Raw genomic sequence first — 14,998 nt, 5'->3', positions numbered from 1 at the left:
TCCCTTTCTCGCAATTTATCTCGCAATAGTTTCTAGAAAAACCCATTCATATAGGTTGCATTGTAATTCTTCCTTAATATTAAGATGTAATACACTTCTTTACAACAAAAAAATATCCATATAACATCTATTTGTTTTTCATTGGATGCTTTGCTATCTCAGCAGGTAATTCGTCAAGCATTTTTTTGTCATGTCTGTTTAAAGTGATAGTGCCTTTACGTCCTCTACTTGTAAAATAGTATCCCTCCATCTTATCATCACCAATAAGATTTAGGATCACAGTACCTTTATGGGTATCATTACGATAATCCAGGAGTAGATTAGGATCGTTTGTATAGCTATAAGTAATTCTCTTAGTATTAGAAGATTTATCAAAATTTAATTGTTCAGAAAATGATATGCTTTCAGATTCCAATGTCTTAATTTTGAACTTAATCTGATTAAATCTGTGAACTACTGTACTCATACATGGTATAGGTTTAATACGTTTCCCAGTTTTAGGGTCAGGATAATCAGATTTGATTTCCCCTACCCAAGTTCCTCCTAAATTTGGAAACAAGACAAGCCATTTTCTAAATATTTTCCATTTCCATAGAAAAGATTGAAAAAGTAAGAATACTATCGTTTCAATAGCGATTACTTTTGGAATTACAAAAAGCCAAGAAGAAATGTCACCAAGATTCTTATCGAAAATCATTCCTAATAGAAAAATCAATAATGCTGTTGGTAATAAAACAAAATAAAGTTTTCCTTTTACATCGATATTAGTCATTTGTATACCCCACATATCGCCATGCTTTTAGAACAAAATAGTTTGCATCTGCAATCCCTCTATTTTTACCTCTAAAAACATATTTTAAGTCACTTACTTCTCCCCAATCATTAATGATTTCCTCTTTCTTTGTTTCATTATATAAGTATGTGATAATAGCTTTAATCCTGTCATAATGACTATCATAATTAAAATAGTTATTAGGTACATTCCATACTAAACACTCTATAAAGAATCCAGATATTCTATCTTGATCTATATAATTATCATTCTCCATTGCGTTTTTCAATTTTTTCAATATACGAACACTTCTTTTATAACGTCGATATGTTTTACTATTCTTATCGACTCCATTGTTGTAGTGTTGTTCAGGCCAATTGATTACTTTGTTTCCATTATCTGTATACATTTGTACTCCCGAATAATATTGATCACGAGCATAATACCTTCTATGTTCAAAAAATGCTACAACATCTGCTTCGACTCTTGCACTAGTTGCCTTTATATCAAACGCTTTGTTTCCTCTTGTGACCGCTGATCTTCCAAATTTATTTACCAAAGCAGTTTCAACTTCGTTCTTAAATGTAGAGTAATCATATGTTGCTGGAGTAATTCTACTTTGTTGGTACTCCCTTAGGTTCTCATCTTGAAAGTCATAATAAAAAGTATCCATGCATAAAACACCAATATCAATATCGCTGTCCTTTTTAACATTAACTGTGTTTTTATATGACCCCTGCACAAAAACTGAGATATTTCTACTTTTTAACTTATCATCATTACGAATAGCATCTTGTATCGCTCTTTTAGTATTTTCTATTCTATCAGTTTCTGTTTTCTGTGGCCCCCTAGACCAATTCCCAAATATACTTTCCCATTCACTTCTACTTCTCATAAATTTACTCCCTTCATTTTAGTCTAGATGGTGTAGCTTTATATTCAGAAATATCATTCTTCATTTCAAAAATCTTTAAATTATCAAAATATGCATCTCCACTAATCAGCTTCAATAAACTTCTTTTAGTGGATTCAGTCATTTTACTCCCTAAATAAATTGCTGATATATTATTGATGTACATCTTCCTAGCATCCTTGTCCTCTGTCTCATTTACAAGTGTAATTGATCTTATCTCGTCTTCATATTTCCAAATATCATTTTTAGTATACAATCCATCAAAGAATAGCTTCAGTAAATCTTTTTTACCTTTTTCTTCTATATTCTTTAAATCAATTCTATCTAAAATTGATTGATCAATTGTAATACGTTTATCACTATAGTTAATCGGAAATAATAGCATTTTGGATGTCTCCAACTGATCTATGTAATCGGTAAAATCATACTCAATGCAAATACCCGTATGCGAAGAAGCATAATGAGACCACATCAATGCATTATTAAAACGAGTTGTTAAGGATGCAATTCCAAATCGATTATCTATAAAGTCAAATATTCTATCATTAAAGTTAGTTACAGAATCATTAATTTTGTCTTCAGTTTGCTGAAATCCAGGTCCTATTCCAGCGAATTCAGACATCTCCTTAAAATCATTTATCCTTATATTAACAGGATCAACTTTTATTTTAGCTAAATTCTCCTCACCAATTCTCTCTTGCATGTTCTTCATGTCATTTGTCAATTTATCTTTATCAATTTCCTGACTTATAAATGGTTTTAGCAAATCAATATACATTTCTGGATGGCTCATTATTTTTTTTGAAAATGATATAATTCCTTTATTAATATCAAAGGTCTCCTGCTCAGTTATCACTTCTTCAGTTAAATCAAAGATGAATTCTATGTATTTTTTTATATTAGGTGCTATTTCATACTGACTAAGTTCCCTCCTAGCATCATCAAGATTGAATATGCTAGGATTATTTTGCAACTCTTGCATAACATCTCCAATTCCCTTTATTTCTGTAAATTGTCCCAACAGCTCTCTAAAAAAGTTATTAAGACTTATACCAAAAACACAATCATATGGATCGTTAAAAAAACTAGGTTTATTATGAAAAATATATTTATTTAGTAAAGACTCAATTCCAAACTGCTTTTTATGTAATAGGTTTTTTTTGACTTTGCCTCTATCATTTAGAAATTGATGAACTGGAATATATCGGTACAACTTGAAGTCATTTTTCTTAAGCAATATATATAATTCATCTTTATATTTTTGAAAATCGTTATTATAAAAATCTTCTATAAAATCTTTAACTTTAATAATTATTCCCCCTTATACACAATAGATCTAAATAATTAAAAAAGCTACACACCTAGAATTTCTACGCCTAGAACTCGTGTAGCTAAAGTTGTATCTTAAATCGCAACTTAGTGGTTATTCATGATGTGTTCCCCTAGATATTCTCTTAAATAAAATTATATCATATATTCTTAATTATAGAAACACACCTTAGCCAAAAAGTATCATTTTAAATCGTAACTTATTTGAGAGTTATCGAACTTCTATTTCTTCGCTATTTTTATATCTAAATGTAATACTTGAATCTCTGTGCACAACTGCGCTTTCCACCATAAGCATCCATACACTTTCATTCCATTGCATTAGTTCATCTTCTGATTGAATTATGTTGTTTAAGTATGTTCTCATCTTAATTGCTTGATTTTCCTTATTCATCTTTGTATTAATCAAGTCATCACGCTTAATTTTGAGTTCTTCATATCGGTTTTGGATGTCTTTATATTTCCTATTATAATATTCAAAGCTAATTCCAGTTTTCGAGTTTTCTTTTACTAGTTTATTTGCGTGTTTAGATACTATTTCAAGTTCGTAGTCTAGTTTTGCTATTTCTGATTCAATATCCTTAGTGTCATTTAATAATTTAATTATATCCTTAACATCCTGAATGATTCTCTCCTTTTCTTCCATCATGATATTGTAGGACTGGATAAACTTCTGTTTAATATACTCTTCTTTTAGATGTGGTGTTTTGCATTTATCTTTACCTTTGTGGAACTTGCTATTGCATTGGTATACAAATCGTTCGTACTTGGTATTCGTATGCCATTTCTTTTTACCATAGAATCCACCACAATCTTCACATATTAGTTTGGATGCAAAGACATCAGATGATGAATAGTGTACACCAAGTTTGTCTCGTCTTTTCATTTCAATTTGAACTTGTTCCCATGTATCTCTATCGATAATAGCAGGATGATTGTTTTCTACATAGTACTGCGGTATTTGTCCAGTATTAACTGCTTTGGTATGTTCTAAGTAATTTACTGTATAAGTCTTTTGAAGCAACGCATCACCTTTGTACTTCTCATTTGTTAGTATCGATGTTACTGTGTTCTTGGTCCAGTTTGTAGATTTTCCACTTGGCGTTTTTATGTGTTGCAATTTGAGATTTCTTGCTATTCCTGTTGGTGTTTTACCTTCAACAAGAAACATCCTATATATTAACCTAACCACATTAGCTTGGTCTTCGTCAATAACAATCTTGTCATCTTCTTTCTTGTATCCGAGAAATCTTTTATAAGCAAACGATACTTTACCTTCCTGGAAACCGACTCGTTTACCCCAAGTTACGTTTTGACTAATGGAGCGTGATTCCTCTTGGGCTATTGATGCCATAATGGTTAAGATAAGTTCGCTCTTTGAATCAAGTGTCCATAAGTTTTCCTTCTCAAAGAAGACTTCAATACCTTTTGCTTTAAGTTTACGCACATATGAGATTGTATCTAGAGTGTTTCTAGCAAATCGTGATATTGATTTAGTGATGATCAGATTGATTTTACCGTTTAGCGCATCCTTAATCATTCGGTTAAACTCAGTACGCTTTTTAGTTGTTGTTCCGGATAGTCCTTCATCAGCATATACTCCGGTATACTCCCAGTCAGGTTTTTCTTGAATGTGTTTTTTATAGAAGTTCACTTGTGCTTCGTAACTCGTGTACTGCTCATCACTATTTGTTGAAACCCTTGCGTATGCTACTACTTTCTTAACATGATTCTCATGTATAGGCATTTGTGTAATAGGATTTATCGTTGATGGTATTACAGTGACTTTAGGCATTTTGCTTACCTCCTTGATGTTGCAGTAATGATCTTTGTCTAGCTTTCTCTTTCATATCTGGTGTCCAGCTTTTACTTCTTGATGGATGTTCCCAATGATAATTGATAATCGTACCATCTTTCATATGAAACTCTAATAGTCTATTAGGCTTAACGATTATCGTCTTTACCTTTGATTTAAAATAGGTGTCATCATATTGGTCCATACCTAAAATGTGATTAGACGCTTCAACGATTATGTTATCAGGGACTAGTTTAGCATTACATACTTCTTGCCCTTGTCTTGCTGATAAGGAACATACCCATACTAGTTTATCTCTCATTCTTTTTCTTGTATAGGAACTGCCACAGATACCACATTTTGTAATCCCTTTAAATGGATATTGTTGTCTAGGAGCATGAGATTTATTTTTACTAGCTCGTTGTGTTCTAATTGCTTGTGCTTTTTCAAAAGTCTCTTTACTGATAATTGCATCATGGTTATCTGTGATAAGATACTTATTTAGTTCACCCTTATTCATCTTTTGCTTTTTTGTTAAATGGTTTTCTACGTATGTCTTTTGAAGTATTAGATCACCTGTGTAGTTTCGATTCTTCAAGATTTTCATAATGGATGAATGTCCCCATGTTTTTGTATACATTGGTTTGATACCTTTTGAATCTAGTATCTTTCTTATGGAATCTGCACCATGTCCATCGATATAAAGTTGAAAGATTAGTTTCACAATCTCTGCTTCTTCAGGAACAATGATTAACTTCTTATCTACTAACTTATATCCTAGCGAAGATTTACCTCCCCACATCACACCATTTTCAAATTCTCTTTTGATTCTCCATTTCATATTATCTGATACACTTCTAGATTCTTCTTGAGCTACAGAAGCTAATAAGGTAAGAATCATTTCACCTTCACTACTAATGGAATGGATATTCTGTTCTTCAAAGAATACATCTACATCAATTGATTTTAGTTCTCTAACTGTTTTAAGTAGTGTTACAGTGTTACGAGCAAATCTAGATATTGATTTAGTAATGATCATATCGATTTTACCTGTTTTGCAGTCTTTGATTAATTGTTGAAACTCTGTTCTAGATTCTTTGGTTCCAGTATATGCTTCATCCGCATAAACACCAGCAAACTCCCAATCGTTATTATCTTGGATAAGTTTCTTATAATGACTCACTTGTGAAGCTAATGAATGAAGCATAGCATCTTTACCAGTAGATACTCTAGCATAAGCAGCTACTTTAGTTTTAGATACCAATCTAGGTTTCGCTTCTATTTTGGTTATAGTTCTTTTCATGATATTAGACCTCCTTTAATTCATTACATTAATCACTCAGTCTTGAACAATAGTCAAGGGTGTTATGACTTACTTTGATACAATGTGGTTTTGTTTATTGGTTTCTAATCTTGATTTCAGTTTTTCTTCTTTGATGTGGTTATTCCACCAGTCCCATCTACAACGATCGGAACAAAATCGCTTTTTCTTTTTACCTTTAATCGATGCAATCACCATTCCACATTTCAGGCATTTACCAATTAAATCATCATTGGTATAATCTTTATCTTCCATCTGTTTCACCTCCTATATCTTAGTCCGCGAAATTCAAGTATAAGTTCGGGTTATGTATGAATTTCATCTGCTTCAATAGATATATGGCGAGGTAAGTGATGATTTGCCAATAATAGGTTCAACGTTTTCATTTATTTTAAAAGATAAGTATTCATTCAAACTCTTAAACAAAAGCACACAAAACAAATCGTTAAGGGATTAAACAAAAAAATAGACCCCCATTCAATTATTAGAATGAGAGTCTACTCTATTTATTCAAATTATTTAAAATATTTCAAAATTATCGGTTTTTATTCCAGTATCAATCAAAAATCCAAAGTAATTTTCAGAATTTCAAAAAATCGGTCCCGTGTAAATAAATTGCCCAGCCGACGGTACCCTTGCATCTCCATACTTCATGACCTGGGGGGGGTTAGTCTAAGAACAATTCTAGATATTCTCTTAGTTTGTCTTTTGGTTTGTAGCACTTTTTATAGTTATCTTCACAAACCAAATACTGGTTACAAAATATACTTGCATGTGTTTGTTCAATGCAATCATCATAGTAACCATCTGTACTCATCACGACATCTACACTTTCAACTGCTTTATTTAATCTAGCAACAAGTGTTCTATTCTTTGTTTTATTAAATGTTAGCTCAGAAGGTTATCTTTTGATATATGCATCTACTTCTTCTGGAGTAAAACCAACTCCAAGCATCGCATTCATCATCGCAACACTCATCATTTGATAGAGTTCTTTGAAATCACTTTTCTTAACAGGGTAAAACACTAAAACAAAGCGTGACAGATTATGCATTAGCACAAAACAATTTTTTCTACTTCGTTTAACTATATGAGCATGCCAAGCATACAGATCACTATCAGTATTTTTATCAGTTATCTGTGGTTTTAGATAATCAAGTAATGCTTTTGTACATTGAATGTGCATAATTTAACACCTCGTTTCAATTTATTATACCAAAATAGATTAGTGATTAAAATCTGAAATAGTTACAAAAAATGGTAATTGCTTACTGCTTTCTTCAGTTCTTCTTTTTTCTTCTTTTTTCGGTTGTAAAAAGGCGGGTGCTGACGATGATGCATAGTAAGGGATAGGGCGGGCTTTCAAGCCCTATCCTACTAACATGCGTCAGCGTGTTGGTTACATCCAACTATATAAGGCCTATCCGCCAGTTTTTTCTGCAGTTTCAAGATAGGGATTTTTACCCTTTCTGCCAAAATCGTGAATTTTAGACGGGAACTGCATTTTTCACTGTTTTCCATATTCACTTTTTATGTGATATGATTCCCTTTTTTGTAACATATTCATCACTAAATTCTTTTACGCGATCTCTGACAGTTCTTTCAGCAATTCCTAAATATTCAGCAAGCACAAATGCTAGACATGTACCATCTTTCTTTTTGTTAACTTCAAATGCCTTATCGAATTCTTCTTTACGTGATTCTCTTGTTTGAGAACGTTTATAACTTTTTAGTAAGTTCGCTCTGGGATCTCCATCTACGTAGTTTTTATCTAACCCACCTGTATTATCAACTTTATGAATTGGATATTCAAACATAAAGTTCACAGGTTTAAAACTTTTAAATTCACGCAAGCTGCTTTCTAGTCTCCAAGCAGTAGCTGATGAATCTTCATTTTCCTTTTGCATGGGTACCTCGACTAAATTCAATTGTATCATATCCACCTGAGCATCAGCATCTCTAGCAAATACACCAGACCCTGATGCACGATCCATCACTCTCTTAAATCCTTGTGGTCCTTTTGAGTGGTGATGGCTGTATACAAAAGTGCAATCTGTTTCATAGCAAATCTTATCGAATAGATTGGTAAATCGTGCCATATCAGTTGCGTTGTTTTCATCTCCCATCATGACTTTATAGATAGGATCAATAATGATGACATCAAATCCTAAATTTTTAACCCTTCTAATAATGATTGGTACAAGTTTATCAAGAGGCATTGCTTCACCTCTTAAGTTCCAAATAACAATATCATGGCTATATTTGGGTTTAATTTTCATAGCTTTATATATTTCTTTAAAACGATTGATAAAACTAGGTCTATCAATTTCTAGGTTGATATACAATACTTTTGATTTCTTGCATTGAAACCCAAGCCATATCGTTCCTTCAGCTAATGCAATGGCAAGTTCCATGAGCAGGAAGCTTTTACCAGATTTAGATGCACCTGAAATCATCATTTTTTGTCCTTTTCGAACTACTCCTTCAATAACTTCTTCAGGAAGTCTTGGAGGATTGGCTAATAGTTCATCAAATAATATTGGACTTGGCAATCTATCATCATCAATATCATCCCACTCATAGTAGTTGTTTTTGTATCTTTTCATTTAAATACCTCGATTCTATTAATTTAGAGTATTATCTCTTCAATAGTATAATGGCGAGATATCACAAGCTTTGCCAATAAACTTAAAATAAGAATAATTATCTCTAAATCATAGTCCTCAGAAATCAGCTATAAGTTCGGGTCCTTATTGAACTATACAAAAAAGCGATTCAACTAAATTAAAAGCTGGATCGCTATTTTCTAATTCTATTTGTTCATTAAATTGTAGTGCTAAAACTTGATAATGAGATAGTCTATCTTTTAGTAATAGCGTGATATACTTTTTCTTTCATTTCTGCTATCAAGTATTGCTTCGCATCTGGGTTTCGCATTAAATAACTAAATATTTCAGCATTCTCAAAGTATTGATCAGCAATAACATTTTCTGCTTCACGTTCATAAATATCATCAAACGTTTTTCTATCAGGTGATTTACCTAACCCAAGTAATTGATCACTTTTTAGCAACCTAGACTCAAGCTGCATTAATACTTTATCTGCTTCAGACCATTCTGTACCAAATCGTTCATTAAATTTCTCGATGATAACTGACAATGGATCTTTCTTCTGTTCTTTACCTCCACTACCACCTTTAATTGCAGAAACCATACCTTCTGTTTTTTCTAATTCAATAGAACCAGTAAAGCTCTTTTCAATTTTATAGTATTCTAAAACTAGTTTATCATCTAATTCTATCTTACCAATATCTCCTTTTGGTAAGATTTTTTGTAACATTCTAGCGTACACATAAAATTCTTGAAGCTCCTTATCAAACATTCTATCAACTTGAATTATGAAGGCATATAAACGATTGAAAGATTGTAAGTCTGCTTTGAACTGATTTTGTTCTTCAGGTTCTCTTTCATTGTATCTTTCAATTGCCGGTTGTAAATGATTAGTTAATCGACCCATATTTTTAAGTTCATCCGAAGTAGAATAATACACTTTTGCAAATTCATGTACTTCATGAGACAAATACATCTTATAGTCATCAAGGTCTGATTTTAAATTATATAAGATATCTGGATCAGTACCGTTTTCTAAAATGGTTGCTTCATAGTATGGCTGGAATGATTTTTGAATATCTTCTGCATCATTTACGAAGTCTAGTACAAAAGTATCCTCTTTACCTTTTGTTGTTCTATTTAATCTACTAAGTGTTTGAACAGCTTTTACACCACTTAGTTTTTTATCTACGTACATTGTGTGTAGTAATGGCTGATCAAATCCAGTTTGATATTTTTCGGCAACAACAAGCATATTAAAGTCTTCACTTTCAAAGTACTCTGGCAGTTGACTCTCTTTAATATGATAACCATATTGATTGAGTTTATTTAAACTAACTTCAGTATGCTCTATTCCATCATCGTTGACTGTTCCACTAAATGCCACTAGAACATCTAAGTGTTTATAGTCATTTTCTTTAATATATTTCACTAAAGCTTGATAATATCTAACTGCATGTAATCTACTTGCAGTAACAATCATAGCTTTGGCTTTACCATTAATTTTGTGTCTAGTTATTGTATCAAAATGTTCTACAATTATTTTAACTTTTTGAGAAATGTTATGAGGGTGTAATGATTGGAATTTTGCAACTGCTGAAGCTGCACGTGATGCATCTAATGTTGGATCATCTTCTATTTTCTTGGCGATTTGATAGTACGTATTATAAGTCATATAGTTTTGCAGCACGTCTAATATAAATCCTTCTTCAATTGCTTGTCTCATTGAATAAATATGGAAAGGTCTATATGTGCCATCATTTAATCTATGTCCAAATAATTGAAGTGTTTTTACTTTTGGTGTAGCTGTAAATGCAAAGAAGGATAGGTTCGTATGTTTTCCATGTGAAATCAACTCTTGAACCACTTTATCTTCTTCTAAGTCTCTTTGTTCTTCATCCAATCCTTCTAGTCTAGCATATTCTTCTAGTAGCGCTTCTTTATCAGCTAGAGCTTCCTTTAATTTTCTAGCATCTTCGCCAGTTTGAGATGAATGTGCTTCATCTACGATGACTGCAAATGTTTTATTGCTTCCATTAATCTCTTTATATACTACAGGGAATTTTTGGATAGTAGATATAATGATTTTTTTATTATCATTTATCGCTTCTTTTAAATGTTGAGACGTTTTCTTTTCATCAATCTTTTCAACTAAACCATCCATATGATCAAATTGATAAATAGTATCTTGCAATTGAGAATCTAAAACTCTTCTATCTGTGACAACTATGATTGAGTTAAAGATTGGCTCATTATTATCGTTATGCAATCCTGCCAATCGATAAGCCAACCAAGCAATAGAATTGGATTTACCACTACCAGCACTATGCTGGATTAGATAGTTATCTCCTGAACCTTTTTGTTTCACATCATCAATCAGTTTTGTTACTACATCTAGTTGATGATATCTAGGGAAAATAACAATATCTTTCTTAATTTGGTTTCCTTTTCTATCGGTTTTCTCAACTTCCTCGACATGCATATACTTATGGATAATGTTTAGCAAACTATCTTTTTGCAATACTTTTTCCCATAAATAAGCTGTGTCAAATCCATTGATATTTACAGGATTTCCTTTACCACCAACATTACCAGAACCATTAGTTCCTTGATTAAAAGGTAGGAAGAATGTATTTTCTTTTTGAAGTCTAGTCGTCATATATACTTCTTTAACATCAACAGCAAAATGAACTAATGAACGGTATTTATATTTAAAAATTGCCTCATTAGGATCTCTATCATACCTGTATTGATGTTTTGCATTTTCTACATTCTGTCCTGTAAATTGGTTCTTTAATTCCATCGTTACAAGTGGTATCCCATTTACCATAAGAACCATATCAAGTGAATTATTACCTTTCACTTGATAATGTAATTGTCTAACAACATTACATATGTTTTTTGAGTAGTTGATTCTATCGATATCATTTAATGAAGAAACAGGTTTAAAATAAACCATTCTAAACTTGATTCCTCTTGTTTTAAATCCTGATCGCAAAACCTTTAGTATCCCTTGTTTTTTAATTGCCTCATCCATCTTTAATAGGAAATTCTTTTCAGGATTATTTTTAAATTTGTTAGCAAACTTATCCCACTCAAATTCTTGTGATGTTTTTATGAAAGCAAGTAATTTCTCAGTGTCTAATCCCAGCTCTGCATTAAAATCAGAATCTGTACTTTTCGTGTATCCACCATTTTCACTGATTAAATATTCTTCTATAGTATCTTCTAATCGTTTTTCATTATACTCATTCATTTACATCACCTCGATTTTCCCAGTCACAGCTTCATAAATCAATGACTTTTTATATTCATTTAATTTTTCAATCTTATCTTTCTTAATTTGAATCAATTGTTCTATCTCTTCTGTTTTTTTATCTAGGTAATTTACTATCTCTATTTGTTCCGCCTTAGGTGGTAATGGATATCTAAATTGAGAAAAAACTCCTTGATAAAGATGTAAAATAGTACTATTACCTGTTAAAGTCAATTGAAAGAATTCTTTAAAAACATTAGATAACATCAAGTAGTAAAAGTACTTATTAATATATTCGTTATGTAAAGGCCTTGTTACAAAAATTCCACTATTCACCGATACTTTTTCAGGAGCGTTTTGTGCAATTGCAACTTTTCCAATTGTACCGTCTTTTGTTATTAATAGGTCTCCTTCCTGAACTTGAATAAATTTCGCTTCTTCATATCTTTGCTCTGTTACTCTTACACAGTTATCCCAGTCAACATATCCATTGTTAAAATCAGTACCAGTAACAAGGTGAGGTCCTTCAGTTTTAAATTCGGTACTCTTAAGTCCTTGCCATCCAATTCGACCTTTTAAATATGTTGTTCTAGCAACTTTTTCAATTTCCCAATGCGCAGGTATTTTTTTGATCCATTCATATTTAGAGTCAACTAGGTTATCTTTTTCTAAACCAAAATTTATGGTTTCACTTATAACTTGTTGCTTATATTCCTCAAATTTTACAATAGCATCTTCTTGAACTTGAATAAGTTCGTTGATTTTATCAATTTTTTTATCAAGAAAATTTGCTATTGATTGTTGATGTTTATTCGTTGGAAAATCGAAATATTCATTCGAATAATCTTTGAAATATATATGAGGTATTGTTGAACCATTTATATACAAATCAAAGTTAAATACAGACAATACCCAGTATAGAAAATTTAAATCAAATCCCCTTTTTGGTAAAAGGTAATTCATAGTTGCTACAATGGAAGATTTCTCCGGATTGCGATTTACCCTACCTACACCTGCACCATCCTTGACAATCGAAATGTATTTATCTATTTGATCATACTCGTTAATATCTCCTAAATAACCACTTGCTCCATAAAGAGGGAACCCTTCATCAATATAGCTTGTAGAGTTGACAGTTCTATTTGACGATTCAACACTTAAAGCGCGTTTTATTCTTGCTCTAGCCATTTCCAAACAACTCCTTCATTAATTGAAGTTCTTTGTCTTCTAGTTCTTTAATTTCCGAGAAGATGTCATCTGATTTTCTAGGTGGAATATATTTATAAAAGTATCTAGTAAATGGAATTTCATAGCCAACTTTTGTTTTCTTTTTATCAATCCATGCATCAGGTGCATATGGCAGTACTTCTCTTTCCATATACTCTTTTACATCTTCTTTTAAAGGGATATTTTCTGTATCTCTGAGATTTGAGTCAGGTTGTTTTTTACCACGTTTAAGAATAAGTTCACCTTTTTTATCCTTAAGTGGTCTTTCCACAGTAACTTTCAAGTAGCCAAAATCTTGATTATCGAATATTTTAGATTCAATTATATTACCATTATATTCAAACTCACCTGGCTTGAACTCCCCATAAATCTTTGAAATATATTCAATTTGTTTTGGAGTAATTTCTTTGTTTTTCTTACCTAATGATTTTCTCATTTTTTCAAACATATCATTTGCATTGATAAGTTGTACTTTCCCTTTTCGATGTGCTGGTTTCTTATTCGATAAAACCCATAAATAGGTTGCGATTCCTGTATTGTAGAAGATGTCGTTAGGTAAAGCTATAATTGTATCGAGCATGTCGTTTTCAATAATATATTGACGAATTTTTGAAGGTCCACTTTCTGCATCCCCTGTAAATAATGGTGACCCATTATGAATGATAGCCACTCGAGATCCGCCTTTATTTTTATCTTTCATTTTCGCAACAGCAGTTTGTAAGAATAACATTTGACCATCACTTACTGAAGGTAAGCCCATATGGAATCTTCCTGCTGCTCCAAGTTTCTCTTCTTCTTTTACTTTCTTTTGGTCAGATTTCCAATCTTTTCCAAAAGGAGGATTCGAAATTATGTAATCAAAATTATACCCTTTAAATCTATCATTGGATAATGTATTCCCATGTCTAATAAAATCTGCATCTTCTCCCTTAATTAAGATATCAGCTTTACATATAGCATATGTTTCAGAATTGATTTCTTGTCCATAACTAATTAAATTATATGATGAGTTTTGCTTTCTTAAATGTTTCTCTGCTACTGTAAGCATTCCTCCCGTACCACATGCTGGATCATAAATTGTTTTTGTAATTGCTTCAGTAGTTTTCGATAAGTCTTCATCAGTAAAAAGGATGTTGACCATTAGTTCAATAACTTCACGAGGAGTGTAGTGTTCTCCAGCTTCTTCATTTTGTGCTTCACTAAATCTTCTAATAGTTTCTTCAAAGATATACCCCATTTCAATATTGGATACAGTTTCAGGATGTAGGTCGACTTTATTCACTTCTTGTAATACATTGTATAATAGATTATTAGATGCAAGTTTTTCAATTAACTTGTGCATTTCAAAGTTACTTAATATATCTTGGACTTCTTCAGAAAATCCATTTACATAATCATTAAAGTTAGATTCGATATTATCAGCATCAGATAATATTAAGCCTAAAGTATATCTTGAACAGTTATAGAATCCATGACCTGATGCTCTTTTTAGAAGCACTTTGTGATCATCAAAATCTTTTACTTGTTTATATGTTTCATATACTTTTTCTTTTGTATCTTGTAATACTGCATCGAATCTTTTTATAACAACAAATGGTAAAATTACACTTCCATATTGATGTCTTTTATAAACATCCCTTAATGTGTCTGCGATGTTCCAAATCATATTTGCTTTTACGTCTATATTTCTACTCAATTTCATCTTCCCCTTTTGGTTATTATTTTTTGTCTTTTTCAAAATTATTATAACATAATCAAACTAATGTTTCTTCTTAT

General features: G+C 31.6%; 10 protein-coding genes and 1 pseudogene. All 11 read right to left on the bottom strand.

All coding sequences use genetic code 11. The annotated features are described in order from the left end of the window. Window positions 1–127 precede the first annotated feature (127 nt). Window positions 128–772 (bottom strand): Cap15 family cyclic dinucleotide receptor domain-containing protein, encoded by a 645-nt coding sequence (locus HF295_RS00405; protein ID WP_312031866.1) that lies wholly within the window; start codon window positions 770–772, stop codon window positions 128–130. Further along, a complete protein-coding gene (locus HF295_RS00400; protein WP_312031865.1) occupies window positions 765–1,667 on the bottom strand; it encodes a nucleotidyltransferase domain-containing protein in 903 nt (300 codons plus the stop codon). The genes HF295_RS00405 and HF295_RS00400 overlap by 8 nt, the downstream gene beginning before the upstream one ends. 13 nt (window positions 1,668–1,680) lie before the next feature. After that, entirely contained in the window at window positions 1,681–2,922 is a 1,242-nt protein-coding gene (locus tag HF295_RS00395) for a DUF2971 domain-containing protein (RefSeq protein WP_312031864.1), read from the bottom strand. 303 nt (window positions 2,923–3,225) lie between these two features. Next, a complete protein-coding gene (locus HF295_RS00390) occupies window positions 3,226–4,761 on the bottom strand; it encodes a recombinase family protein (protein WP_312032595.1) in 1,536 nt (511 codons plus the stop codon). A gap of 40 nt (window positions 4,762–4,801) precedes the next feature. Next, window positions 4,802–6,112 (bottom strand): recombinase family protein, encoded by a 1,311-nt coding sequence (locus HF295_RS00385; protein ID WP_312031863.1) that lies wholly within the window; start codon window positions 6,110–6,112, stop codon window positions 4,802–4,804. 69 nt (window positions 6,113–6,181) lie between these two features. Further along, entirely contained in the window at window positions 6,182–6,385 is a 204-nt protein-coding gene (locus HF295_RS00380) for a hypothetical protein (protein WP_312031862.1), read from the bottom strand. Window positions 6,386–6,797: 412 nt separating this feature from the next. After that, a pseudogene (locus HF295_RS08695) lies at window positions 6,798–7,316 on the bottom strand (DUF6933 domain-containing protein). Window positions 7,317–7,653: 337 nt separating this feature from the next. Further along, the gene (locus HF295_RS00365; protein WP_312031859.1) at window positions 7,654–8,736 is read right to left on the bottom strand and encodes an AAA family ATPase; all 1,083 of its coding nucleotides are present in this window, start codon (window positions 8,734–8,736) and stop codon (window positions 7,654–7,656) included. Between the two features lie 253 nt (window positions 8,737–8,989). Beyond that, window positions 8,990–11,995 carry a type I restriction endonuclease subunit R gene (locus HF295_RS00360; protein WP_312031858.1) on the bottom strand — a complete coding sequence of 1,002 codons (3,006 nt, stop codon included), beginning with the start codon at window positions 11,993–11,995 and terminating at the stop codon, window positions 8,990–8,992. Beyond that, window positions 11,996–13,183, bottom strand: a complete 1,188-nt coding sequence (locus tag HF295_RS00355) for a restriction endonuclease subunit S (RefSeq protein WP_312031857.1) — start codon at window positions 13,181–13,183, stop codon at window positions 11,996–11,998. After that, window positions 13,176–14,924 (bottom strand): type I restriction-modification system subunit M, encoded by a 1,749-nt coding sequence (locus HF295_RS00350; protein ID WP_312031856.1) that lies wholly within the window; start codon window positions 14,922–14,924, stop codon window positions 13,176–13,178. The genes HF295_RS00355 and HF295_RS00350 overlap by 8 nt, the downstream gene beginning before the upstream one ends. Window positions 14,925–14,998 lie beyond the last annotated feature (74 nt).

The organism is Hujiaoplasma nucleasis, from assembly GCF_013745115.1.
Lineage (GTDB): Bacteria > Bacillota_I > Bacilli_A > Izemoplasmatales > Hujiaoplasmataceae > Hujiaoplasma > Hujiaoplasma nucleasis.
This window is presented reverse-complemented; position numbering and strand designations above follow the sequence as displayed.

Coding starts and splice junctions, on each gene's coding strand:
- HF295_RS00365 (WP_312031859.1), bottom strand. CDS start 8,736: ATGAAAAGATACAAAAACAACTACTATGAGTGGGATGATATTGATGAT.
- HF295_RS00405 (WP_312031866.1), bottom strand. CDS start 772: ATGACTAATATCGATGTAAAAGGAAAACTTTATTTTGTTTTATTACCA.
- HF295_RS00390 (WP_312032595.1), bottom strand. CDS start 4,761: ATGCCTATACATGAGAATCATGTTAAGAAAGTAGTAGCATACGCAAGG.
- HF295_RS00355 (WP_312031857.1), bottom strand. CDS start 13,183: ATGGCTAGAGCAAGAATAAAACGCGCTTTAAGTGTTGAATCGTCAAAT.
- HF295_RS00385 (WP_312031863.1), bottom strand. CDS start 6,112: ATGAAAAGAACTATAACCAAAATAGAAGCGAAACCTAGATTGGTATCT.
- HF295_RS00360 (WP_312031858.1), bottom strand. CDS start 11,995: ATGAATGAGTATAATGAAAAACGATTAGAAGATACTATAGAAGAATAT.
- HF295_RS00400 (WP_312031865.1), bottom strand. CDS start 1,667: ATGAGAAGTAGAAGTGAATGGGAAAGTATATTTGGGAATTGGTCTAGG.
- HF295_RS00380 (WP_312031862.1), bottom strand. CDS start 6,385: ATGGAAGATAAAGATTATACCAATGATGATTTAATTGGTAAATGCCTG.
- HF295_RS00350 (WP_312031856.1), bottom strand. CDS start 14,924: ATGAAATTGAGTAGAAATATAGACGTAAAAGCAAATATGATTTGGAAC.